The sequence below is a fragment of the Bradyrhizobium sp. AUGA SZCCT0158 genome (genome assembly GCF_018130065.1).
Taxonomy (GTDB): domain Bacteria; phylum Pseudomonadota; class Alphaproteobacteria; order Rhizobiales; family Xanthobacteraceae; genus Bradyrhizobium.
In genome coordinates this window covers 16,231-40,597 of record NZ_JAFCME010000015.1, presented here as the reverse complement: position 1 = coordinate 40,597, position 24,367 = coordinate 16,231, and the positions used below count along the sequence as shown (strand labels likewise).

The following is a 24,367-nucleotide window of genomic DNA, read 5'->3' as shown; positions in this document are numbered from 1 at the left end:
GTTCCAAGGTCGCGCGCCGGGGGCGGATTTGAAATGAAAGACCTTACGCAGGGCTCCATCGTGAGCCACATCCTGAGCATGGCGCCACCGATCGTCGCCGGCATGATCACGATCATGATCTGCCAGCTCGTCGATCTGTATTTCGTGGCCGGGCTTGGTGATGCCGCCGTCGCGGGTGTGGCGGCGGCGGGCAATCTGGCATTTCTCATCAACGGCCTGATGCAGGTCCTGGGGGTGGGCACCGTCGCGCTCATTTCGCATGCTGTGGGCCGCAAGGATCAGGCCGACGCCAATCTGGTGTTCAACCAGTCGCTCGGCCTGGCGGCCGCGTGCGGGCTGCTGACATGGGTGGCAGGATCCGCATTCGCTGGCGGTTACATGCGCATGGTCGCCGCCGACGAGGCCACCGTCGAGGCCGGCACGACGTATCTGCTTTGGTTCATGCCCGCTTTGGCGTTGCAATTCGCCACGCAGGTGATGGCGGCCGCGCTGCGAGGTACCGGTATCGTGCGGCCCAGCATGATCGTGCAGGTGCTCGCGGTGATCATCAATATTGCGCTGGCGCCGGTCCTGATCTCCGGCTGGGGCACCGGCCTCGCGCTCGGCGTCGCGGGCGCAGGCCTTGCGAGTTCAATTGCGGTGCTGATCGGCGCGCTGATGCTGTGGATGTATTTTCGAAGACTGGAGCGCTACGTCGGCCTCAATCCCGCGCAACTGCGCCCGCGGATCCGGCAGTGGACGCGCATCCTCAATGTCGGTCTGCCGGCCGGCGGTGAGTTCGCGATCATATTCCTCTGGATGGGCGTGATCTATTACGCGTTACGCGACTTTGGCGCGGCGGCGCAGGCTGGATTTGGCATCGGGACGCGTGTGCTCGGCCTCATCCAGATGCCGGCACTGGCGATTGCGCTCGCCGCCGGACCGATCGCCGGGCAGAATTTTGGCGCCGGCAACGCCGCACGCGTGAAGGAAACCTTCACCAAGGCAGCACTGATCGCCACGTTGGTGATGATCGCTTTCACGATCCTGGCGCAATGCTGGCCCGGGCTGCTGCTCGGCGGCTTCGCGAGCGACGCTCAGACGATCGCGGTCGCAATCGTGTTCCTGCAATTGGTCTCGCTCAATCTCGTCGCGCAGGGATTCAACTTCGTGTGCTCCAGCATGTTTCAGGGACTGGGCAACACCAAACCGGTGCTGCTGAGTTCCGGCATACGTCTGATCACCTACGCCTTGCCGGTGCTCTGGCTGTCGGCAAGGCCAGGTCTTCGCATTGAGTATGCGTGGTACCTGTCGAACCTGTCGACGACGCTGCAGGCCGCGTTGAGTTTGTGGCTGCTGCATCTGGAGTTCAGGAAACGGCTGGCGCCGCTCAAGTCGGCGTTGCCGGCGGAGTGACGCCTGGAACGGACGTCAGCTTCGAACGATCCGGCGCTTTGTGCCCGCGCGTGCGGGTCGAGATCGCGACGGTCGCGACCACGCCGGCAGCGAACAGCACGATCTGCGGCGTGATGGTCTCGTCGTTGAATACGGCTGCGAGTGCAAACACCACGAAGGGCTGCAGCAATTGCACCTGCGACACTCGCGCGATGCCGCCCATCGCCATGCCGGCATTCCAGGCAAAGAAGCCGATCCATTGCGAGAACAGCGCGACGTAGAGCAGCCCGAGCCACGGTTTTAGGGGGATGCTGGTGAGATCAGCCGGCATCGTCAGCGCGGCCGCCGGAATCGAGAGCGGCAATGCGATCACCAGCACCCAGCTGATGACTTCCCAGCCCGGCATCTGCGCGGTGAGCCGGCCGGAGAAGGCGTAGCCGATGCCGGACACGACCACCGCAGCAAGCAAGTATAAATCGCCGACCGACAGTTCGCCGCCGCCTTGCCGCAGCGCAAACGCAATCACCAATCCGGCGCCCGCGAACGAGGCGATCCAGAACAGCGGCCGCGGCCGTTCGTGGGTGATCATGACCGCCACCAGGGCGGTGGCGATCGGCATGATCCCGAACACCACGCCGCCATGCGAAGCGTCGACGGTCTGCACCCCCACCGACATCAGGAACGGAAACAGGATGGCGACGCAGATCATGGTGATGACCAGTTGCGGCCACAGCGCGCGCGGCGGCAGCGGGCGGCGTAACGCGACCAGCAATATCAGCGAGCATATTCCGGCGATCAGTGTGCGCTGCGAGGTCAGTGCAATCGGATCAATTGCCGACACCGCGAGCCGCGTCGCCGGCAGCGTACCGCCAAAAATCAGCACGCCGACAAAACCCAGCAACAGACCGAGACGTGCGCGTGAAAAAGTTGGAGAGGTCATGAAGCGATTGGATAACTGTTTTCCAGATCAGCGTACAGCAATCTACTCGGAGCACATGGCGGCCATGCGCCGCTAGCTCGGAGCAATACTGCTCCACACCAGTGCGAGCCCGGACAGAAACAGCAAGCCGAGCACGATGTCGTAGAAATTGCGGTCGCTCAGGGCCCGATAGGTCCGCGCGCCGATCCATGCGCCGATCAGCGTGCCCGGCAGCGCCAGCAGCGCGAGCCAGAACACTTCGGTCTTGACGAAACCGCTGACGATCTGCAGCAGCAAGGCGGCGCCGAGCACGCTGCCGTTGAAGATCTGGAATACGCCGCGGCGCTGGTCCTTGGTCCAGCCGCGCACGCTGGCCCACAGGGTCGGCAGCGGGCCGGACAGCCCGGCGAGGCCGCCCAGGATGCCGCCGGCAAATCCGACGGCAGCGTCCGCCGGCCGGCCGCCGAAGGCGAATGCCATCGGCTTGCGGACGAAAAACAGCGCGGCGGGAAACACCAGCAGCATCACCCCGACGCTCAATTTGAATATTTGCGGCTCGGCCTGCGCGACCAGCAGCGCGCCGATCGGCATGCCGGCGAGCCCGCCGATGACGAACGGCGCGGCCAGTTTGAAGTCGAGAACCTTCCACATCGTCGGCAGCGTCGAGATCTGCGAGCTGACCGAGCAGATCAGCACCAGGGGGACGGCCAGCGACGGCGGCAGCACATAGAGCCAGATCCCCAGCGCCATCAGCGCCGTTCCGAAACCGGCAAGGCCGGACACGAAGCCCCCGGCGAGCGCGCCAAAAAGCAACAGCGCGTAAGTGGACGTTTCCAATTTTTCTTCTCTCCTTCGTCATTCCCCGATGCGCAATTGCGCATCTGAGGGCGGCGCGAAGCGACGAGCCCGGAATCCATACTCCGATCGTGGTTATGGATTCCGGGCCTGCGCCAAGAGGCGCATCCCGGAATGACGGTTGATTGGGTGCGAATATTTACACGCCCACGCCAACAGGTACTATCGCAATTCAAGCCTTCAACAACAATCATGGAAATGCCTCGATGAGCTCAACCTCCGCAAAGACCTTCCTTGTCTGTCACGGCGCGTGGTCGGCGGGCTGGGCGTGGAGGAAGATGCACCCGCTGATGCGCGCCGCGGGGCATCACCTGGTGACGCCGAGCTACACCGGGCTTGGCGAACGTGCGCATCTGGCAAACCCCTCGATCGATCTCGAAACCCATATCGAGGACATGCTCAATGTCATCAAATATGAGGATATGCGCGACATCGTGCTGGTCGGCCACAGCTATGGCGGAATGGTCGCGACCGGCGTCGCCGATCGTGCCAGGGATCGCGTTACGCAGCTGATCTACGTCGACGCCTTCGTGCCGGAAGACGGACAGTCGCTGTTCGACATCAACGAGCCGGGCCGGCAGCCGATGCTGGATGGCGCGAAGAAGGGGGATGGCTGGCGCATCCCGCCGATGACGTCGCCGCCGGACACCGCGGCTGAAGACGTCGAATGGCTGGCCGCGCGCCGCGCCCCGATGCCGGTCAAATGCTTCGAGACCAGGCTCAAGCTGCAAGGCGGCAGGCTGACATTGCCGCGAAGCTATATCTACGCCACCCGCTTCCCGCCGGCCGATACGTTCGGTCCGTTTGCGAGGAAGACAAAGAGCGATCCGGCGTGGCGCTATTTCGAGATCGATGCCAGCCACGCGCCGAACGTCACCGCGCCGGAAGCGCTGATGGCGCTGTTGGAGAAGATCGTGGCGTAGGATTGGGGAGGTCGAGCCATGGTGGCCAGGACGGCGGCAGTCATCGAGAAATGGTCGACCGGCCTGGTCGAGCCGGAACGGCGGCTGGACTACTGGATCGGCGCCGTCTGCGAATGCTTTCTCGAGATGGATATCACCACGCAGGTCCGGTCGGGCTTCGACTGCTCGGTCCAGCGCGGGCAACTCGACACCATCGGCATCAACCGTGTCGAGGGCTCGGCGCAGCACGTCTACCGCAGGAAAGCCAGCCTCGGGCGTAGTGCGTCGAACTACTACTACCTTCTCTGCAAGACCGACAACGACTGGACGGTGATGCAGAACGGCCATCGGTCGATGATGCAGCCGCACGATCTCGTGTTGCTGGATTCCCGGCGCTGCTATGAATTCAATTTTCCGGTGACTGCGAACACGCTGTCGCTGGAGTTGCCGATCGCGTGGGTCGAATCGTGGGTCACCGACCCGGAACGGCGGACCGGGCAGCGGATCGACGGGCGCACCGGCTGGGGCGCGGCGCTCAGCGCATTTGCGTGCCAATTATCACCCCATCTGGCGGTCGACCTGCCGCTGCCCGCGCAGGTTCTCACCGACCAGCTCGGCGGCCTGCTGGCGCTGGCGGCGGGCAGCGAGATTCCAGCCACGCCGTCGGAGCGGCGCGAGGCTGACAACCTGCTGGATCAGATCGGCCGCGCCATCCGGTTGCTCTACGCCGAACCGGGATTGACGGCCGCTTCCGTCGCGGAGCATCTGCGGGTTTCGGAGCGGACGGTGCATCGCTGCCTCAACAAGTCAGGCCTGACGTTTAGCGGCATGCTGAACGACTGCAGGATGGCGGTCGCGCGCAGGTTGCTGAGTGAAGCGCGGTTCGATCACATCGGCGTCGGCGGGATAGGATTGCGCGTCGGCCTGTCCGATCCGTCCCATTTCATTCGCCAATGCCGCAGATATCTCGGCATGACACCGGCCGCATTCAGGCGACAGCGCTGACCCGTTCAGGCAAAGACCATGGCGCAAATCGGCGATGATGGTGGCTTAATCCGGCCATCCGGCATAACCTGCCGGACCTATCAAATCCACTTCCATAACGGGGGAGACGGAAATGGCAGGCCTTTACGTCCTTGTACACGGCGCGTGGCACACCGGTGCCGAAATGGATGCGGTCGCCGGGCACTTGCGCAAATACGGCCATGCCGTGCATTGCCCGACGGTTGCCGGCAACAATGCGGGCGACGATCGCGACAAGATCGGGCTGGAACAGGCAATCGCGTCGGTTACCAGCTACATCGAAACCAACAACCTGCGGGACATCTGGCTGGTTGGCCACAGCTATGGGGGAATGCTGATTTCGGGCGTCGCCGACCGGCTGACGGATCGCATCAAGCGTCTCGTCTATGTCAATGCCTTCGTCCCGCTGGACGGACAATGTCTCAACGACATGGTGCCGCCGCATTATGTCGGGCTGTTCGATGCGGTGGCGGCCGCCAACAAGAACGCGGTCATGCTGCCGTTCGAAATCTGGCGCGATGCTTTCATCAACGACGCCGACCTCGAACTGGCAAAGTCCGCGTACGCCAAACTCAACCCGCATCCTTACCGGACATTCACCGACAAGATTGCTTTGAAGCGTCCGCTAGCGGAGCTGCCGGTCGGCAAGTCCTACGTCAATTGCCGGCAGGACATCGCCTTGCCGCACAGCCTGCCCTGGCATCCGCGGCTGTCGGAGCGCCTCGGCCTGTTTCGCCTCGTCGAGTGCGATGGCAGCCATGAAATGTTCTTCAGCAGTCCGGCGCGGCTGGCGCAGGCGATTGAGGAAGCGGCGCGCGACTAGGATCGTTGCGCACTCCTGAAGATGGCGAGGGGTCCGGCGCGTTACGCCGAACCCCTCATTTTAGAAACATCAGCCGGCCTGTAAGCCGGGTTTTGTAGGGCACCACTCACTTTCGCGAGTGATACGTGACGGCCATTCCTCTGGGACCATGTTTGCACATGGCCTCGAGCAACCTACCCGGACGGCGAGCCTGACATTGCCCTGCGGCGTTTTCGCTTTCGCGAACTGCCCGCGGTGCCGTCCCTATTCGGTTTTGCTCCCGGTGTGGTTTGCCATGCCGGTTCCGTTGCCGGACCCGCGGTGCGCTCTTACCGCACCTTTTCACCCTTGCCTCCTCCGGAGGAGAAGGCGGTTCGTTCTCTGTGGCACTTTCCCTGGGGTCGCCCCCGCCGGACGTTATCCGGCACCGTATGTCGATGGAGCCCGGACTTTCCTCTCCCGCAGCCTTTCGGCCGTAGCGGGAGCGGCCGTCCGGCCGACTGACCCCTTACGCATGGGCGCTGGGCGGCGTGGCGTCAAGCCACGAAACGCGCGAAAATAAACTATCCTGAAGATGTCGTTTCGCGTCCGGCCCGTTCGACTGGGTGTCGGCGATCCAGCCGATCAAGAGGAGTAGAGCGATGCAGTATCTGTTGATGATCTATCGGAGCGAAGCCGAGTTCGGCAAAATGGATGCGGCGGCGCGCAAGGAAATGTCGGCGGAATATGGCGCGTTCACGCAATCTATCATCCAGAGCGGCCACTTCAAGGCCGGCGACGGCTTGCAGCCGACGACGACGGCGACCACCGTGCGCGTCCGCGACGGCAAGACGCTCACGACCGACGGTCCGTTCGCGGAAACGCGCGAACAGCTCGCCGGCTATTACCTGGTCGAGGCCAAGGATCTCGACACCGCGCTCGCCATCGCCGCGCGCATTCCCGAGGCCAGGAAAGGTTCGATCGAGGTGCGGCCGATCATGGTTTATGATTGACGGCAAGTACGCCGATGACGCCGCTTGAGATCGAAAAAATCTTCCGCGACGAGGCGGGCAGGGCGCTGGCGACCCTGATCCGCCTCGTCGGCGATTTCGATCTCGCCGAGGATGCGCTGCAGGACGCCTTCGCGGTGGCGCTGGAGCGCTGGTCCGTTGCCGAAATGCCGTCCAATCCGCGCGCCTGGCTGGTCAATGTCGGGCGCAACAAGGCCATCGATCGCGTCCGCCGCAACGCCGCGTTTCGCGACAAGCAGCAGGAGCTGACGCGCGAAATCCTGCTCAATGCGTCGGCGCTTGACGAGGCCGCCGACAATGTGCTCGACGACGACATGTTGCGGCTGATCTTCATTTGCTGCCATCCGTCCTTTGCGGCGGAAGTGCAGGTGGCGCTGACGCTGCGTACGGTGTGCGGGCTCTCGACGGCGCAGGTCGCGCGCGCGTTTCTCGCGAGCGAGGACGCCATGGCGCAGCGGCTGGTGCGCGCCAAGCAGAAGATCCGCCTCGCCGGCATCGCCTACGAAGTGCCGGAACGCGAAGCGCTGGAGCCGCGCCTGCGCGGCGTGCTCGCGGTGATCTACCTGGTCTTTACCGAAGGCTATGTCGCGACCTCGGGCGAAGATCTGATGCGGCCTGATCTGGCCCGCGAAGCGATCCGGCTGGTGCGGCTGCTCGACGCGCTGATGCCCGGCCGCGGCGAGATCAAGGGATTACTGGCGCTGATGCTGCTCCACGATTCCCGCCGCGCCGGCCGCGAGACCGCGGGCGGCGACATCGTGCTGCTCGAAGAGCAGGACCGTTCGCTGTGGGATCAGGCCCAGATCGCGGAGGGCTTGAAGCTGGTCGAAAAGGCGTTGCGGATGCCGGGGCGGCCGCAATCCTATGCGGTGCAGGCCGCGATCGCAGCGCTGCACGCGCGTGCGCCGAATTATAACGACACCGACTGGCCGCAGATCGCCGGCCTCTATGAGGTGTTGCTGCGGATCAGCCCGTCGCCGGTGATCGAGCTCAATCATGCCGCCGCGGTGTCGATGGTCGATGGGCCGGCGCGGGCGCTCGACCTGATCGATGCGCTGGAGGCGCGCGGCGGGTTGAAAGGGTATGAGTTGCTGCCGGCCGTCCGCGCCGATCTGCTCCGCCGCCTCGGCCGGCGTGATGCGGCGCGCGAAGCCTATCAGGCGGCGACGGCTGCCACGCAACTGGAGCCGTTGCGGCGGCTTTACGCACGGCGGATGGAAGAGCTGGACCGCGATGCCGGAGCGAAGGCCTAGGCGAGATTTATCGCGATCGGGATAAATCAGACTCCCTTGTCCGTCGGGTTGGCGACCGCGTCCTTTAACGGTGGCGTCATCGGGAAATTCAGGTTCACGTTCTTGGGCGGAATGGGCTTCATGAACCATTTTGCATAGAGATCCGCAAACTGATTGCTCTTCATCATCGCGACCAGCGTCTTGTCGATCAACGCTTTGAACTCCGGATCGTCCTTGCGGATAATCAGCCCGTACGGTTCGGTGCGGAGGCTATCGTCGATAATGCGCCAGTTGTCCGGATCGGGGCTGTTGGCGATCAGGCTGGCGAGCAAAATGTCGTCCATGATGAAGGCCTCGCTGCGGCCCGTCGTCAGCGCAAGGAACGATCCGGCATGATCACCCGACAGGATGTTCCTGGTCTGGAAATTCTTCTCCTGGCCTCGCGCCGTCAGCAGGGCGATCGACGTTGAACCTGACGTCAGGGAGACCGGCTTGCCGCTCAGGTCTTCGAAGGTTTTGATCGCAGCGTCCTTTTTCACCACGGCGCGAATGCTGGAGACGAAGATGGTGTTGCTGAAGGCCACGACTTTCTGCCGTTCAAGCGTGTTGGTTGCGGGACCGCAAACGATATCGATCGTCCCGTTTTGAATGAGCGGAATTTGAGTGGCAAGCTGGATCGGCTGGAGCTTCGTCTGAATGGCAGGAAGCTTGAGTTCGCTTTTCACCGCATCGACAATCCTTCCGCAGAGGTCCATCGCAAACCCGACCGGCTTCTGATTGTCGTCGAGGTACGAAAACGGGATCGAAACGTCCCGGTGCCCGAGCCGGATTTCGCCGCTGTCCTTGATTTTGGCCAGCGTTCCGCCGGGCGACTGTGCGTGGGCGGGGACAGCGACCGCGGTCGCCAGGATCAATGAATAAAACAGTCCTTTCATGGGCTTACTCCCTACTCGGCTGACCGGCCGTTGCTGAACGCGATTGTGCTGGATTTTATACACATGAACTGTATAATATACAAATCGATTTTATACAGAGTAGGCCGGATGGGACCTGGAGTATCCGCAAAGAGCCGAGGGGCCGGGGGACATGGATCCACGCCGGACGCCGTCCGTGAGGCGCTGAGACTCGCGATCAGCCTGGGCGAGTTTGCGCCCGGGTTTCAGCTCAGGCAGGACGAATTGGCGGAACGGTTCGGCACGAGCCGTATTCCCGTGAGGGAAGCGCTCAAGCAGCTGGAGGCCGAGGGGTTCGTTACGTTCCTGCCCAATCGCGGCGCCGTCGTATCCGATATGTCGATCGACGAGGTTGTGGAGCTGCTCGAGATTCGCATCGCACTTGAATGTCATGCGCTGCGCCTTGCTATCCCGGCCATGGGAGAGGTTGATCTCGACGATGCCAACAAGATCCTCCGGTCGTACGACAAGGAGCCCGATCCGGAAAAGTGGGGCGCGTTCAACTGGAGATTCCACGAAACGCTCTACGCGCCGTGCAACCGGCCGCGGCTGCTTGCGATGATCGAAGCAAATTATGGTCACGTGAGCCGTTTTACGCGGGCTCTGGTGTCCCGGGCGACCGGCAAGGAGCGCCCGCAGCGCGAGCATTACCAGCTGCTCGAATTGTGTCGCGCCGGCGAGATTGAAAAAGCCGTTCGGCTTTTGCGCGAGCACATCGTGCAGACGCAGAAAACGCTGAGGTCCGCACAACGTCACGCTTCACGGGATGCAAGTCCGGATTGATCACCGCATCAACACGCACGCGCCCTGATCGCGTTGCCGGCGGAAGCCAGCCTGGAGAAAAAATGAAATGAACGCCCGGAAAGCCGATATCGCCGTGATCGGCGCAGGCATCGTCGGCCTCGCCTGCGCTTATTATCTGGCGAGGAGCCGTCCCGGCTCGCGGATCGTGATCGTCGACCAGAATGCTCCCATGAGTCTGACCTCGGCGGCTTCGGGTGAAAACTACCGTAACTGGTGGCCGCATCCGATCATGACTGAGTTCACCGACTACAGCATCGATCTGCTCGAGGAAATCGCCCGTCGGCACGACAACCGCGTCCGTATGACCCGCCGGGGCTACGCACTGGCCACGCGTCAGGCGAAGCCGGACCAATTGCTGGAGGAGCTCCATACAGGTTACGGGCCGGAAGGTGCGCGCCGGATACGCGTGCATGGCGCAGCGTCGTCTTCGTCCTACATACCGGCGGTCTCGGAGGATTGGCAGGATGCGCCCGAAGGTGTCGACGTACTTCAAAACCCGGAACTGATCCGTCGCCATTTTCCAACGTTTGATCCTGAGGTCTCCACCGTTCTGCACGTCCGCCGCGCCGGAGATATCAGCGGGCAGCAGCTTGGAAGTCTGATGCTGGAGGAAGTCCGGGCAGCCGGAGGCACAGTGAGCCGTGCGCGCGTCACCGAAATCGTCCGGCAAGACGGCGGCTTCGCCCTGAAGATGCGTGGCGAGGAAGGCGAGCAGACACTTCATGCTGCGATCCTGGTCAACGCCGCCGGCCCGTATGTCGCCGACATCGCACGAATGCTGGGGGAAGAGCTTCCGGTCGAGAACGTGTTTCACCAGAAGATTGCGTTCGCCGACAATCTCGGCGCCATCGATCGACGAATGCCGTTCTCGATCGATCTGGATGGGCAGACGATCGACTGGACCGACCAGGAGCGTCAGCTCCTCGAGGAGGATAGTGCAACGGCCTGGCTCGCCCGACCGATGCCGGGCGGAATTCACTGCCGTCCGGAAGGTGGCGATCACGGAAAATGGATCAAGCTCGGCTGGGCTTATAATCGCCAGCCGTCAGAGCCGCAGGACGATCTCCCGACGGATCCCAACTTTCCGGATATCGTTCTGAGAGGCGCGAGCAGGCTGAACCCGCTCTTGAAGCAGTATTACGGCCGGCTGCCGCGGCAGATTACGCATTACGGCGGTTATTACACCATGACCAGAGAGAATTGGCCGCTGATCGGGCCGATGAAGACCGAAGGCGCCTTCGTCGCCGGTGCGCTTTCCGGTTTCGGAACGATGGCTGCCTGCGCCACGGGCGCGCTTTGCGCGAGTTGGGTTCAAGGCGCACAGCGGCCCGGGTTTGCGGAGCGACTCAGCCTGTCACGCTACGACGACGAGAATTTTATGCGGCAGCTGCGCGACAGCGCGGGAACCGGTATGCTCTAGCTACTGTGCCGCGACCTGCGTCGGTGTCGCATCGGCCGGCAAAGTGGCCAGCAGCGCGTGCAGCGTGCTCATGGTCGAATGATCGGCGATGCCGTCGACGCGGGCCGGGCGGAAGTGGCGCTGGAACGCGGTGACCACTTCCATGGTCGGGCCGTCATACTTGCCGTGGTTCGGCACTTGGTAGCCGTAGCGCGCCAGGGCGGTCTGCAGGCCCGCGACATCGTCGCTGATGCTGCCGAGCTTGAGCGATTCGCCGCGCACGATCGGCGAGGGCTGCACCCAATGGCCAACGCCGGAATTGGCCAGCGAATGCCACGGAAATTTCTCGCCGGGATCCTTTTTGCGCGCGGGCGCGACGTCGGAATGCGCGAGCACGCGATGCGGCGGCACGTTGCGGCGGAGCATGATGCCGCGGCACAGCGCGATCACGGCGGCGACCTGGCGTAGCGGAAAATCCGGATAACCCCAGTCGTGGCCGCGATTGATGATCTCGACCCCGATCGAACAGGAGTTGATGTCTTCCTCGCCGGCCCAGAACGATACGCCGGCATGCCAGGCGCGCTTGCTCTCGGGCACGCATTGCACGATGCGGCCGTCTTCCAGCACGATGTAATGCGCCGATACGTCGGTTCCCGCGGTGCAGAGCTGGGCGATTGCGCCTTCCACATCCGGCATGCCGGTGTAGTGCAGCAGGATCATGTCGGGCAGGCGCCCCTTGTTCCGGTCGCCATAGTTCGCCGACGGGATCACGTCGGAGGCAATCGAGGAATCCGGGGTAAAAGTCTTCATGTCCGCGATGGCCCTGGGAACGGGAAGGGCACGTTGACGCTTCGAATCAATACCAGCAGACGTGAACGAACCAGCAGCCATTATATGAGCTCAAACCGGGCAGGAGAACGACAACCCGCAAATTTTACAAAACAATGATCTTTACTATTCCTTTACCAAGCCATCCGCGCAATCCGGCAGCCGCGCCCGCTCTCGCATTTTGACCGAGTGTGTGCGGCGGGCATCACTGGCTTCGACAGACGGCCGGCTTCGCCAGATGAGCCGGGGCGTCACTTGGCTGGGCCAGTGAGCCGGGGGCATCACCGGCTTGAGAGTAGCGACAAAGCGCGTAAAAGCTGCGGCCGATCGTCAACGCTTTCTTAACGCTAAGTGCCGTTACTAAGTGATGAAGAGCCGAACCGGTTTGGGGACGGCCGAGGCCCTCTTTCACGCTCGAAAAGCCATGGCAGCCCAGCAAATTCCGTCCGGAAAACAGGGTTTGCGGGCTGGGGCGGGAAACAGCCAGCGCGCCTCGCAGCGGTTTTTTGGCCGGAACGACCCGGCGAAGCGCAGGGATTTGAGGCGCAATGGACCGGTTGGCGTCCAGTTTCTGTATCGTACCTTGGACTACGCTGAAGGCCGGCGGATGACCCCGGCTGCCTCCCGCCATATCTCCGTTCTCGGCCGCGAGGCGGTCGAGATGCTCACCCCCCGCGACGGCGGCATCTATGTCGATGCCACCTTCGGCGCCGGCGGCTACACCCGGATGATCCTGGAAACCGCTGGAACCCGGGTGATCGGTATCGACCGCGACCGGTCGGCGATTACTGGCGGGTTCGATCTGGTCGACCAGGCGGATGGCCGGCTGACGCTGGTCGAGGACCGGTTTTCCAATCTCGCCGAGGTCTGTGCCGCGCAGGGCGTTGATGCCGTCGACGGCGTCGTGATGGACGTCGGGGTCTCGTCGATGCAGCTCGATCAGGCCGAGCGCGGCTTTTCGTTCCGGCTTGGTGGTCCGCTCGACATGCGGATGGGGCATGACGGCCCGACCGCGGCGGACGTGGTCGCGAAAGCCTCCGAAGCCGATCTCGCCAGCATCATCTATATCTTCGGCGAGGAGCGTCACTCCCGCGGCGTCGCCCGCGCCATCGTCGCCGCCCGCAAGGAAGCGCCGATCACGACCACGAAGGCGCTCGCCGACATCGTCGGCAAGGTGGTCCGCTCCAAGCCGAACGAAATTCATCCGGCGACGCGGACGTTCCAGGGCCTGCGGATTTTCGTCAACGCGGAGCTCGACGAGCTGCATCTGGCGCTGTCGGCAGCGGAACGCGTGCTGAAGCCGGGCGGCCGGCTGGTCGTGGTGTCCTTTCATTCGCTGGAAGACCGCATCGTCAAGGATTTCCTTAACCAGCGCGGCAAGTCCGGCGGCGGATCGCGGCATCTGCCCGAGGTCGCGCAGGCCGTTCCGAGCTTTCAAATCCTGACCAAGCGTCCGGTCACACCCGGCGAGGCCGAGGTTTCGGCCAATCCGCGCGCGCGGTCCGCCAAACTGCGCGCCGCGGAGCGGACGGCGGCGCCGGCGCATACGGCGGGCGAATTGCCGGCGTGGCCGACCATCGACAGCGTCATGAGGGGAGGCTGACCATGCGGATCATCCACCTCCTCGTGATCGGCATGCTGGTGTTCGCCGCCTCCTATGTCTACCGGATCAAGATGGAATCGACCTCGCGCACCGAGCGCGTGCTGCGGCTGAACGCGGAAATCCGCGAGCAGCGCGACGCCATTGCCGCGCTCCGCGCCGAATGGGCCAAGCTCGACGCGCCGCTGCGGCTGCAGGGCCTGGCCGACCGGCATTTGCCGCTGAAGTCCCTGGTCGCCACGCAATATGACCAGTTGAAGAACCTGCCGGAACGGCCGCCCAGCTTTGCGAGGCCAGGCGCGCCCGATCCGATCGGCGCGATGATCAATACCATCGAGGCTGCCACCGATGCGCCGACCGTGACCGGCTCGGTGCCCGCGCCGGGAGATCAGCAATGACCGATCAGGCGCTTGCCACCACCCGACCTGCAAAGCCTGCCGAGCCCTGGCGGCAGCGGCTGATCCGCAGCCTGCTCTACGGGCGCAATGTCGATCGCGCGGCGAAGGCGCGGGCGCGCGTCGGACTTGCGGTGCTGGCGTTCGCATTGGTGTACGCCATCATTGCCGGACGCCTCGTCATGTTTGCGATCGGCGCCGACAGCCACAATGCGGCCCGCACCGGCTCGCGGGACGCGATCGCGACCGCGCGGCCCGACATCGTCGATCGTAATGGCGAGGTCCTGGCGACCGACGTCAAGTCGCCGAGCCTGTTCGGCGAACCGCGCCGCATCATCGACAAGGACGAGGCGATCGAGCTTCTGACCGCGACATTGCCTGATCTCGACACGACCGAGGTCCGCGAGCGGTTGTCGTCGCGCAAGGGCTTTGTGTGGCTGAAGCGCGAGATCACCTCGAAGCAGCAGCAGGCCATTCATCGCCTCGGCATTCCCGGCATCGGCTTCCTGCGCGAGAACAAGCGCGTCTATCCGACCGGTGCTGCGGTCGCGCATCTGATCGGCCTGGTCAATATCGACAACCAGGGCATCGCCGGGATGGAGAAGTGGCTCGACAATAACGGGCTGGCCGACCTGCACCGCGCCGGCTTTGCCACCGATCGGCTGCAGCGGCCGGTGGAATTGTCGATCGACCTGCGCGTCGAGCACGCGCTGCGCGACGAATTGTTGAAGGCCAAGGAGAAGTACAAGGCCAAGGCCGCTTCCGGCCTGGTCTCCAACGTCAGGACCGGCGAGATCGTCGCGCTGGTGTCGTTGCCGGATTTCGACCCGAACAACCCGAAAGAGGCGCACGACCCCGAGCGCATCAACCGCCTGACCACCGGCGTATTCGAGATGGGCTCGACCTTCAAGGCGCTGACGCTGGCGATGGCGCTGGATTCCGGCAAGGCCAATCTCAACACGCTGTATGACGGGCGGGGTGTGCTGAAGTACGGCAAATTCACCATCCACGATACGCATCCGGTCGGCCGCTCGATCACGCTGTCGGAAGTATTCACGTTCTCCTCGAACGTCGGCGCGGCCAAGATCGCGCTGGGGCAGGGCGTCGAGGCCCACAAGGCGTTCCTGAAGAAACTCGGCCAGATGGACCGGCTGCGCACTGAATTGCCCGAAAGCACGTCGCCGATCCTGCCGAAGCGCTGGAGCGAACTCAACACCATCACCATCTCGTTCGGCCACGGCATCGCGGTGGCGCCGCTGCAGGCGGTGATGGGCATCAACGCCGTTATCAACGGCGGCTACCTGATTCCGCCGACCTTCCTCAAGCGCTCGGAAGAAGAAGCCAGGGCGATCGGCAAGAAGGTGCTCAAGACCGAAACGTCGGACAAGATGCGCTATCTGATGCGGCTGAACGCCGAGATCGGAACCGCCAAGAAGGCCGACGTGAAGGGCTATTACATCGGCGGCAAGACCGGCACCTCGGAAAAGGTGGTCAATGGCCGCTATTCCAAGAAGCAGGTGCTCAATTCCTTCACCGCAATCTTCCCGGCCGACAACCCGCAATATCAGCTGCTGATCATGCTGGACGAGCCCAAGGCGCTGCCGGAAACCCATGGTTTCATCACCTCGGGCTGGAACACGGTGCCGACCGGCGGCAAGGTGATCGCCCGAATCGGACCACTTTTGGGCGTCGAACCACGCTTCGATCTGCCGACCTCGGATCGCCTCATTCTTGCGGCATCGAAGACAACCCAGTAAGGCGTTAGATCACAGCATGATCCGGAAAAGTGGAGACCGGTTTTCCGACAAAGATCATGCTCAAACAAGAGGCTGCAAGCATGATCCATTCGGATCAAGCTTGCAGCCCCCCTTGCTGCGCCGGACTGGAAGACCATGAGACTTCGCGACCTCTTCAGCAGTGATGCCGCGATCGAGCCGCAGGCGGAAGCGATCGAGACCGCGGATGCGGTCGAGATCGCGGATGCGATCGACGTGACGGGCCTGGCGGTGGACAGCCGCGCGGTAAAGCCGGGCGATCTGTTTTTCGCGCTCGCCGGCAGCAAGACCGATGGTTCGCGCTTCGTCGATTCAGCCATTGCCGCAGGCGCGGTCGCGGTCGCGGGTGATCACCCCACCAGGGATTGCCGCGTGCCGTTCGTCACGACGCCAAATCCGCGCCGTGCGCTGGCGCTGGCGGCGGCGAAATTCTATCCCAGGCAACCGCAGACGATTGCAGCCGTCACGGGCACGAGCGGAAAAACCTCGGTCGCGGCGTTCACGCGCCAGATCTGGCAACGGCTCGGCCATGCCTCCGCCAGCATCGGCACCATTGGTCTCGTTTCGCCGAAGCGCACCGTCTACGGCTCGCTGACGACGCCGGATCCGATCGCGCTGCATCGCCAGCTCGACGAGATCGCCGGTGACGGCGTCACCCATCTCGCCTTTGAAGCCTCCTCGCACGGGCTCGACCAATACAGGCTCGACGGCGTGCGCATCGCCGCGGGCGGATTTACCAATTTGACGCGCGACCACATGGATTATCATCCCGACGTCGCGCATTACCTTGATGCCAAGCTACGGCTGTTCCGCGATCTCGTCGTGGCCGATGGTGCAGCCGTGATCTCGGCCGATCACGATTGCTCACTGGAGGTGATCGACGCCGCGCGGGAACGGAAACTGCGGATTATCGCGATCGGCCGCAACGCAGATGGTGCGGACGGGGGCATCCGTCTGGTCGATGCTGTCGTCGATGGCTTTGCGCAGAAGCTGACGCTCGAACATCGCGGACGCAGGCATATGATCAAGCTGCCGCTGGTCGGCGAATTCCAGATCGAGAACGCGCTGGTCGCGGCGGGGCTGGCGATCGGTACCGGCAGCGAGGCCGCGGCGGTGCTCGCCAGCCTCGAACATCTCGAGGGCGCCAAGGGCCGGCTGGAACAAGTCGGCGAACATAATGGCGCGCCGATCTTCGTCGACTATGCGCACAAGCCGGACGCGCTGGCGAAAGCGCTGCAGGCGCTGCGGCCCTATGCGAAGCGAAAACTGGTGGTGGTGTTCGGCTGCGGCGGCGACCGCGACGCCGGCAAGCGTCCGCTGATGGGGGCGATCGCGGCCGAGAACGCCGACGGCGTCATCGTCACCGACGACAATCCGCGCAGCGAGAATCCGGCAAGCATCCGCGCCGCCATTCTGGCTGCCGCCAGGGGCGCCCGGGACATCGGCGACCGGGCGGAAGCCATCAGGGCCGGGATTGCCGGACTGCAGCCGGGCGACGCGCTGTTGATCGCCGGCAAGGGTCACGAGACCGGCCAGATTGTCGGCGACAAGACGCTACCGTTCAGTGATCACGACGCGGTGGCAGCCGCGCTGGCGGAGAGGACTACATGAGCGCTGCGCCATTGTGGACGATTGCCGAAGTGGCCCAGGCTTTAGGTCTGGCGGGTACGTTTCCCGACACCGCGATTGATTTCGTTACGCAGGACAGCCGGCTGGTAAAACCCGGATGCCTGTTCGTGGCGCTCAGCGGCACGCCGAGCGGCGGCTTCATTTCGAGTTTTGCGAGCGCGCGCGACGGCTGGGAATTCGCCGACAAGGCGGAAGCCGCCGGCGCGGTGGCGATAATCGTGCCGCACAGGATCGAAGGCGTGCGTGTTCCGCAGCTGATCGTCAAGGATACGCTGATCGACGGTCTCTGGGGATTGGCGCGCGCGGCGCGGGCGCGGTTCAAGGGCCCGGTGATCGGCCTCACCGGCAGCGCCGGCAAGACCAGTACCAAGGAATATCTCGCCGCGTACCCTGCCGCCTATGCCAGCCCGAGCAGTTTCAATAATTTCTGGGGCGTGCCGCTGACGCTGTGCAATGCCAGCCCGAGCGCCTCGCTGTGGGTGGTGGAAATGGGCATGAACCAGACCGGCGAAATCGCACGGCTCAGCGAGCTGACGCAGCCGACCGTGGCGCTGGTGGTCAACGTCCAGCCCGTGCATCTGGAAAAGCTCGGCAGCCTGGAGGCGATCCGGCGCGAGAAGGTGAGCATCGCGCAGGGCCTCCCGCAAAATGGCGTGCTGGTGCTGCCGACCGACGTCGAAGCGCCGGAATGGAACGGCAAGCTTGTCCGCTTCGGCGATGGCTCGGAAGTGCTCGCGTTGAAGCACACCCCGCATGGCGAAAGCTGGGACGTGTCGGCACAGGTCGGGGATAAGCAAATAACGTTCGACCTGACGCCGGGCGCGCCGCACCGGCTGCAGAATGCGCTGGCCGCGCTGGCGTCGGTCCATGCCGCCAAACTCGATGAGGCGGCGCTGGCCAAGGAACTCGGCAAGGTCGGCATCATGACCGGGCGCGGGGTGGAGCAGACCGCCGCCGGCGTCACCGTGATCGACGACAGTTTCAACGGCAATCCGGCCAGCATGGTCGCGGCGCTCGACAGCCTGAAGGCGCGGCCGGTCAAGTCAGGCCGGCGCATCGCCATCATGGGCGATATGCTGGAGCTCGGCGCCGACGCGCCCGCCTATCATGTCAGGCTGGCCAGGGACCTGCCCGGCATCGACGGCGTCTATTGTGTCGGCCCGCTGATGCGCCATCTGTACGACCTTTTGCCGGCCGATCGCGCCCTCGGCTGGCACGACGACCCCGCCACGCTGGAGCCGCAGAAAATCGCCGCATTGTTGCAAAGCGGTGACGTCGTGGTGGTCAAGGGCAGCAAAAAGATGTTCTGGGTCAACAAGTTTGTGCCCAAGCTGCTGGCCGCCTTACAGGCAAAAGCGTAAACTGGCCGGGCTGACCCACTCGTGATTTCCGTGGTGATTCGCGCAACCGCCGCCGCGATCGTGACCAAGATTTGCTTGGTTTCCAGGATGAAAACGATTGTCAACGCGCTTGCAATGCGCTTACCCGGCAAGACGGCGCAACCAGGCCGCAATAGGGCATACTGAATGTTTTACTGGCTGATCGAACTTTCCAACACCGTCCCCGCTTTCTCGTTTTTACGCGGCCTCCTCAACGTCTTCCGCTACATCACCTTCCGCACCGGCGGGGCGATGGTGACGGGCGCGCTGTTCGTGTTCCTGTTCGGTCCCTGGATCATCGATCACTTAAGGCTTCGGCAGGGCAAGGGCCAGCCGATCCGCACCGATGGTCCGGCCTCGCACATCATCGCCAAAAAGGGCACGCCGACGATGGGCGGGCTGATGATCCTGTCTGGCCTCGTCGTCTCGACGCTGCTCTGGGCCAACCCGCTCAATCCCTATGTCTGGATCGTGCTCGCGGTGACCCTCGGCTTCGGCTTCGTCGGCTTCTATGACGATTATCTAAAGGTGACGAAACAGACCCATAGCGGTTTTGCCGGCAAGTTTCGTCTCGCCATCGAAGGCGTGATCGCGCTGATCGCCTGTTACGCGCTGGTGCGGCTCGGGCGCGACGTGACCTCAACCTCGCTGGCGATTCCATTCCTGAAGGACATGGTGTTCAATTTCGGCTGGTTCTTCGTGATCTTCGGCGCCTTCGTCATCGTTGGCGCCGGCAACGCGGTCAACCTGACCGACGGCCTCGACGGACTTGCGATCGTCCCCGTAATGATCGCCGCCGCCAGTTTCGGCATGATCGCCTATCTGACCGGCAATGCTGTCTTCTCCGACTATCTGCAGATCAGATACGTCGCCGGCACCGGCGAACTTGCGGTGCTGTGCGGCGCGGTGCTCGGCGCCGGGTTGGGATTCCTGTGGTTCAATGCGCCGCCGGCCTCGATCTTCATGGGCGACACCGGCTCGCTCGCGCTCGGCGGCATGCTGGGCGCGACCGCGGTTGCGGTCAAACACGAGATCGTGCTGGCCGTGATCGGCGGCCTGTTCGTGCTGGAAGCGGTTTCCGTGATCGTGCAGGTGGTGTCGTTCAAGCTGACCGGCAAACGCGTGTTCCGGATGGCGCCGCTGCATCATCATTTCGAGCAGAAGGGCTGGACCGAACCGCAGATCGTGATCCGGTTCTGGATCATCTCGGTGATGCTGGCGCTGGCCGGCCTCTCCACGCTGAAGCTGCGGTGATAACTTGATTCCGGTCACTTCCTTCGCAGGCAAGACAGTTGCCGTCTTCGGCCTCGGCGGCTCCGGGCTCGCGAGCTGCCACGCGCTGAAGGCGGGTGGCGCCGAAGTCATTGCCGGCGACGACAGCGCCGATAACGTCGCCAGGGCGGCACAGGACGGCTTCATCACCGCTGACCTGCGCAACGTCCCCTGGGATAATTTCGCCGCGCTGATATTGACCCCCGGCGCGCCGCTGACCCATCCGGCGCCGCATTGGTCGGTGCTGATGGCGCGGCAGGCCGGCGTCGAGGTGATCGGCGACATCGAATTGTTCTGCAGGGAACGAAGGCGTCACGCGCCCGATGCGCCGTTCGTCGCCATCACCGGCACCAACGGCAAATCCACCACCACGGCGCTGATCGCGCATCTGATGAAGGTTGCCGGTTACGACACCCAGATGGGCGGCAACATCGGCACCGCGATCCTGTCGCTGGAGCCGCCGCGGATGGGGCGGGTGCATGTGATCGAGATGTCGTCCTATCAGATCGATCTGGCGCCCTCGCTCGATCCGTCGGTCGGCATCTTGCTGAATGTCAGCGAAGACCATATCGATCGCCACGGCACGCTGGAACATTACGCGGCGGTGAAGGCGAGGCTGGTTGCCGGCGTGCAGCCGCAGGGCACCTCCATCGTCGGCGTCGACGACGGCTGGTGCCGCAACATCGCCGACCGGCTCGATCAGGCCGGCAAGCGCGTGGTGCGCATCTCCGTGAAAAACCCGCTGCCCGACGGCGTCTATGTCGAGCGCGAAACCATCGTCCGGGCCTCCGGCGGCGCGCGGAGCGAAATCGCAAAACTCGGCGGCATCGGCTCATTGCGTGGCCTGCACAACGCGCAGAATGCGGCGTGCGCCTCGGCTTGCGCGCTGGCGATGGGGATCTCGACCGACATTCTGCAGAACGGCCTGCGCAGTTTTCCCGGTCTCGCGCACCGCATGGAGCAGGTCGGCCGCCTCGGCAACGTGCTGTTCGTCAACGATTCCAAGGGTACCAATGCGGACGCGGCAGCGCATGCGCTGTCGTCCTTCGCTGATATTTTCTGGATCGCCGGCGGCAAGCCGAAACTCGGCGGCATTAGCGGCCTGACCGAATATTTCCCGCGCATCCGCAAAGCCTATTTGATCGGCGAAGCCGCGCAGGAGTTTTCCGGCACGCTCGGGACCCGCGTGCCGCACGAGATTTCGCAGACGCTCGACGTCGCCGTCGCCAGCGCCGCGCGCGACGCCGAAGCCTCGGGCCTCACCGACCCCGTCGTGCTGCTGTCGCCGGCCTGCGCCTCGTTCGACCAGTACCGCAACTTCGAAATCCGCGGTGCCAGGTTCCGCGATCTCGTCACGGCGATGCCGGGTGTGAAGCCGGTGGTGTGACGATGTAGGATGGGTTGAGCTCTTCGCGAAACCCATCACGTGTCGTTATTGCCTCGATGGGTTTCGCTCCCACCTTTGCCAGGTTGCGCTTCGGCGGATGCGGTCGCTCAACCCATCCTACTTCTTCGCACTCCGACGCGCGTGCACCGGCTTGAACAAGTCCAGATCGATCGCCTGGCCCATCGCCAGATAACCCGTGCGATTGGGATGCAGCTTGTCGCCGGCGCCGCCGGTGGTGCTGTCGGGGACGAATTCTACCTTGAGGCCGCCCGATTGCGGATCGAGGGTCGCCTTGTCGAAATCGATCACGCCGTCGAATGTGCCTGACGTGCGGATGAAGTCGTTCAGCGCCTTTCGCTTGGTGTCCTGTTCGGCGAAACCATGCGCCGCACTGGAACTGCCCAATGCTGTCGTCACGGTGGCGCCGAAGATTCGAACCTGCGGCCATTTCGCGCGCAAACGAGCGACACCGTCCTTCATGGCGGCGATCACCTTGTCGCTTTCGGCGTTTCCGTTCTTGCTGAAATCGTTGATGCCTTCCAGCCAGATCAGGCTGGAGATGCCCGACAGCGTCAGCACGTCGCGCTCGAGCCGCTGTCCGGAGGCCGGACCGCCGGGAAACGGTTTGCCGGGACCGTATTCGGCCGGCCCGGCGATCTGGTTGCCGCCGATGCCGCCGTTCACCACCGCGACCTTGTTGCCATGGATCGCCTTGAGGCGGCGCGACAGCACGTTGGGCCAGCGGTCGTCGCCGTTCATCGTCGACGCGGTGCCGTCGGTGATGGAATCGCCGAACGCCATGATGGCGAAGGCGTCGGTCGGTGCCGTCATCTCGATCGCATCGAGGAAGAACCACGACGCGGTCGTATACGGAAATGCTGCCTCGTCCTCCAACGTGCCCTTGGATCCGGCACCGGGTGCGGTGACGTAAGACGTCGTCAGCGCTTTGGCGTGCCAGGTCATCGGACCGCTCTCACCTGGGATGTGAAAGCTGACCGCGAGGCGGCGGCCGGCGAGCTGGTCGGGCTGTCCTCCGAACGGCAGCGTGATGGCGTCGCTCCAGACCGAATCGCCGGGCTGGACGGTGACGGAAGTCTTGCCGCCAAACGTCACCAGGCGATTGGAGCCGCGGAGCAGCGCAGCACTGCTCAATTGCAGGCCGGCACAAACGCCGTCGAACGTCACGGGCCTGGTGCCGAACGCATTGCTGAAACGAAGCCGGGCCTGACGGCCCCACAGATCGGGCCGCACGATCAGGCGAAAGGTCTGATCCCGCGCGCCGGCCGCAGGATCGGGGAACGCAAATTTCTGGTCGGGCTGGGCGGACGGGTTGCCGACGGGGTAGGGTCCTTGGACCGAACCGGTCCATGACACCACCCAGTTTTCATCCTTGGCGGATGCCGTCTGAAGTGATGCGACCAACAGCGATGCCACGACGATAGCGGTAAGAGAACGCATGGTTCCTCCCAAGCCTTGTGATTGGAGCTTACCCTAAAGCCAAGGGCGCAATTGGTGAAACCGAAAATTTGACGGACCTCATTAACTCCTTGGAAACCATCCTCCGCCACCAATGGACGTTACCTCTGCCATTTGGGGACGCCCATGCTCGCCCGTGACCAACGCACCCCGTTCTCGGAATGGTGGTGGACCGTGGATAGACTGCTGCTCGCGGCGATCATCGCGCTGGTCGTGGGCGGCCTCATCCTGTCGCTGGCGGCGAGCCCGCCGGTGGCGACAAGGATCGGGCTCGATCCCTTCCACTTCTTCAACCGGCACGTGATGTTCCTGCTGCCGTCCTTCATCGTGCTGATCGGGGTATCCTTCATGTCCCCGAAGAACATCCGCCGTGGGGCGCTGCTGGTATTTGCGGTCTCGATCGTGCTGATCGTGGCGACGCTGATGTTCGGTGCCGAGGTCAAGGGTTCGCGGCGCTGGATCACGTTGCTCGGCGTCAACATCCAGGCCTCGGAATCCGCCAAGCCGGCTTTTGTCGTGATCGCGGCGTGGCTGTTTGCAGAATCGACCAAACGTCCGGAGATGCCGGCGACTTCGATGGCGATGGTGCTGCTGTTGATGCTGGTGTCGCTCCTGGTGATGGAGCCGGATTTCGGACAGACCATGCTGGTCCTGATGGTGTGGGGCGCGCTGTTCTTCATCGCGGGCATGCGGATGATCTGGGTGGTCGGTCTTGCCGGCGCCGCCGCAGCCGGATTGTTCGGCGCCTATCTGCTGGTGCCGCACGTCGCGCACCGCATCAAACGATTCATGAATCCCGGCTCGGGCGATACGTTCCAGCTCGACATGGCGATGGATGCATTCTGGAATGGCGGCTGGTTCGGGCTCGGGCCCGGCGAAGGCATCGCCAAGCGCAGCCTGCCGGACAGCCACACCGATTTCGTGTTCGCGGTGGCGGCGGAAGAGTTCGGCATCATCCTCTGCCTGGCGCTGGTCGCATTGTTCGCCTTTATCGTGATCCGGACCTTGCTGCGCGCCTATGCCAGCGAGGACATGTTCTCCCGGTTTGCCGCTTCCGGCCTCGCCATCCTGTTCGGCGTGCAGGCCGCGATCAACATGGCGGTCAATCTGCAGCTGATCCCTGCCAAGGGCATGACGCTGCCGTTCATCTCCTATGGCGGCTCCTCGATCATCTCGCTGGCCTACGGCGTCGGCATGATGCTGGCGCTGACGCGGCAGCGCCCGCGCACCGAGATCGAGTCGCAGAACAATGCCAACTCGGTGCGCAGCTACGCATGACGGCGAGGTAAATCCAACCCGTCATTGCGAGCGCAGCGAAGCAATCCACCCATCCGTTATGCCGCGCTATGGATT

21 protein-coding genes and 1 other RNA gene are annotated in these 24,367 nt (G+C 63.7%); 16 read left to right on the top strand and 6 right to left on the bottom strand.

All coding sequences use genetic code 11. From position 1 onward, the window contains the following. Positions 1-33 precede the first annotated feature (33 nt). Complete coding sequence (locus JQ574_RS21405) at positions 34-1,395, top strand: MATE family efflux transporter (RefSeq protein WP_212383826.1); 1,362 nt, start codon at positions 34-36, stop codon at positions 1,393-1,395. Here the strand turns inward: JQ574_RS21405 and JQ574_RS21400 are convergent. Beyond that, positions 1,370-2,314, bottom strand: a complete 945-nt coding sequence (locus tag JQ574_RS21400) for a DMT family transporter (RefSeq protein ID WP_212211633.1) — start codon at positions 2,312-2,314, stop codon at positions 1,370-1,372. The two genes, JQ574_RS21405 and JQ574_RS21400, sit on opposite strands and share 26 nt — an antisense overlap. A 72-nt stretch (positions 2,315-2,386) precedes the next feature. After that, positions 2,387-3,130, bottom strand: a complete 744-nt coding sequence (locus tag JQ574_RS21395; RefSeq protein ID WP_212211628.1) for a sulfite exporter TauE/SafE family protein — start codon at positions 3,128-3,130, stop codon at positions 2,387-2,389. A gap of 224 nt (positions 3,131-3,354) precedes the next feature. Here JQ574_RS21395 and JQ574_RS21390 point away from each other — a divergent pair, with 224 nt between their 5' ends. From JQ574_RS21390 to JQ574_RS21380, 3 genes are all read left to right on the top strand, one after another. Then, positions 3,355-4,071 (top strand): alpha/beta fold hydrolase, encoded by a 717-nt coding sequence (locus JQ574_RS21390; protein WP_212211627.1) that lies wholly within the window; start codon positions 3,355-3,357, stop codon positions 4,069-4,071. An 18-nt stretch (positions 4,072-4,089) separates the two neighbouring features. Further along, positions 4,090-5,055, top strand: coding sequence for an AraC family transcriptional regulator (locus JQ574_RS21385; protein ID WP_212211626.1), 966 nt, complete (start codon positions 4,090-4,092; stop codon positions 5,053-5,055). 112 nt (positions 5,056-5,167) lie between these two features. Beyond that, positions 5,168-5,896, top strand: a complete 729-nt coding sequence (locus tag JQ574_RS21380; RefSeq protein ID WP_212211625.1) for an alpha/beta hydrolase — start codon at positions 5,168-5,170, stop codon at positions 5,894-5,896. A 65-nt stretch (positions 5,897-5,961) separates the two neighbouring features. Here the strand turns inward: JQ574_RS21380 and rnpB are convergent. Then, positions 5,962-6,379: RNase P RNA component class A (gene rnpB, locus JQ574_RS21375), an RNA gene on the bottom strand. Positions 6,380-6,516: 137 nt separating this feature from the next. Here rnpB and JQ574_RS21370 point away from each other — a divergent pair. Both JQ574_RS21370 and JQ574_RS21365 read left to right on the top strand, forming a co-directional pair. After that, complete coding sequence (locus JQ574_RS21370; RefSeq protein WP_212211624.1) at positions 6,517-6,867, top strand: YciI family protein; 351 nt, start codon at positions 6,517-6,519, stop codon at positions 6,865-6,867. Between the two features lie 14 nt (positions 6,868-6,881). Further along, positions 6,882-8,138 carry an RNA polymerase sigma factor gene (locus tag JQ574_RS21365; RefSeq protein ID WP_212211623.1) on the top strand — a complete coding sequence of 419 codons (1,257 nt, stop codon included), beginning with the start codon at positions 6,882-6,884 and terminating at the stop codon, positions 8,136-8,138. Between the two features lie 26 nt (positions 8,139-8,164). On the opposite strand, the gene JQ574_RS21360 is transcribed toward JQ574_RS21365, so the two are convergent. Beyond that, the gene (locus JQ574_RS21360; RefSeq protein WP_212211622.1) at positions 8,165-9,052 is read right to left on the bottom strand and encodes a transporter substrate-binding domain-containing protein; all 888 of its coding nucleotides are present in this window, start codon (positions 9,050-9,052) and stop codon (positions 8,165-8,167) included. Between the two features lie 63 nt (positions 9,053-9,115). Between JQ574_RS21360 and JQ574_RS21355 the strand changes: the two genes are divergently transcribed. Together JQ574_RS21355 and JQ574_RS21350 are read left to right on the top strand one after the other, a co-directional pair. Continuing rightward, the gene (locus tag JQ574_RS21355) at positions 9,116-9,853 is read left to right on the top strand and encodes a GntR family transcriptional regulator (protein ID WP_312017860.1); all 738 of its coding nucleotides are present in this window, start codon (positions 9,116-9,118) and stop codon (positions 9,851-9,853) included. Between the two features lie 67 nt (positions 9,854-9,920). Further along, positions 9,921-11,294, top strand: a complete 1,374-nt coding sequence (locus JQ574_RS21350) for an FAD-binding oxidoreductase (protein WP_212211620.1) — start codon at positions 9,921-9,923, stop codon at positions 11,292-11,294. On the opposite strand, the gene JQ574_RS21345 is transcribed toward JQ574_RS21350, so the two are convergent. Further along, entirely contained in the window at positions 11,295-12,164 is an 870-nt protein-coding gene (locus JQ574_RS21345) for an N-acetylmuramoyl-L-alanine amidase (RefSeq protein ID WP_212211618.1), read from the bottom strand. A gap of 544 nt (positions 12,165-12,708) precedes the next feature. On the opposite strand from JQ574_RS21345, the gene rsmH reads away from it, so the two are divergent. From rsmH to murD, 7 genes are all read left to right on the top strand, one after another. Next, a complete protein-coding gene (gene rsmH, locus JQ574_RS21340) occupies positions 12,709-13,704 on the top strand; it encodes a 16S rRNA (cytosine(1402)-N(4))-methyltransferase RsmH (RefSeq protein ID WP_212211616.1) in 996 nt (331 codons plus the stop codon). A gap of 2 nt (positions 13,705-13,706) precedes the next feature. Beyond that, complete coding sequence (locus JQ574_RS21335) at positions 13,707-14,099, top strand: hypothetical protein (RefSeq protein WP_212211607.1); 393 nt, start codon at positions 13,707-13,709, stop codon at positions 14,097-14,099. Next, on the top strand, positions 14,096-15,853 hold the full coding sequence (locus JQ574_RS21330) for a penicillin-binding protein 2 (RefSeq protein ID WP_212211605.1): 1,758 nt from the start codon (positions 14,096-14,098) through the stop codon (positions 15,851-15,853). Before JQ574_RS21335 ends, JQ574_RS21330 begins: the two co-directional genes overlap by 4 nt. Before the next feature lie 135 nt (positions 15,854-15,988). Further along, a complete protein-coding gene (locus tag JQ574_RS21325; protein WP_212211603.1) occupies positions 15,989-17,482 on the top strand; it encodes a UDP-N-acetylmuramoyl-L-alanyl-D-glutamate--2,6-diaminopimelate ligase in 1,494 nt (497 codons plus the stop codon). Then, positions 17,479-18,861: a UDP-N-acetylmuramoyl-tripeptide--D-alanyl-D-alanine ligase gene (murF, locus tag JQ574_RS21320; protein WP_212211601.1), complete on the top strand. Its 1,383-nt coding sequence runs from the start codon at positions 17,479-17,481 to the stop codon at positions 18,859-18,861. Before JQ574_RS21325 ends, murF begins: the two co-directional genes overlap by 4 nt. Positions 18,862-19,026: 165 nt before the next feature. Further along, positions 19,027-20,133, top strand: coding sequence for a phospho-N-acetylmuramoyl-pentapeptide-transferase (mraY, locus tag JQ574_RS21315; protein ID WP_192738075.1), 1,107 nt, complete (start codon positions 19,027-19,029; stop codon positions 20,131-20,133). Between the two features lie 4 nt (positions 20,134-20,137). Continuing rightward, positions 20,138-21,538, top strand: coding sequence for a UDP-N-acetylmuramoyl-L-alanine--D-glutamate ligase (gene murD / locus JQ574_RS21310; RefSeq protein ID WP_212211600.1), 1,401 nt, complete (start codon positions 20,138-20,140; stop codon positions 21,536-21,538). Positions 21,539-21,655: 117 nt separating this feature from the next. Here murD and JQ574_RS21305 read toward each other — a convergent pair whose 3' ends face one another. Continuing rightward, entirely contained in the window at positions 21,656-22,996 is a 1,341-nt protein-coding gene (locus JQ574_RS21305) for a GDSL-type esterase/lipase family protein (protein WP_212211598.1), read from the bottom strand. Positions 22,997-23,140: 144 nt separating this feature from the next. On the opposite strand from JQ574_RS21305, the gene ftsW reads away from it, so the two are divergent. Continuing rightward, positions 23,141-24,292, top strand: coding sequence for a putative lipid II flippase FtsW (ftsW, locus tag JQ574_RS21300; RefSeq protein ID WP_212211596.1), 1,152 nt, complete (start codon positions 23,141-23,143; stop codon positions 24,290-24,292). Positions 24,293-24,367 lie beyond the last annotated feature (75 nt).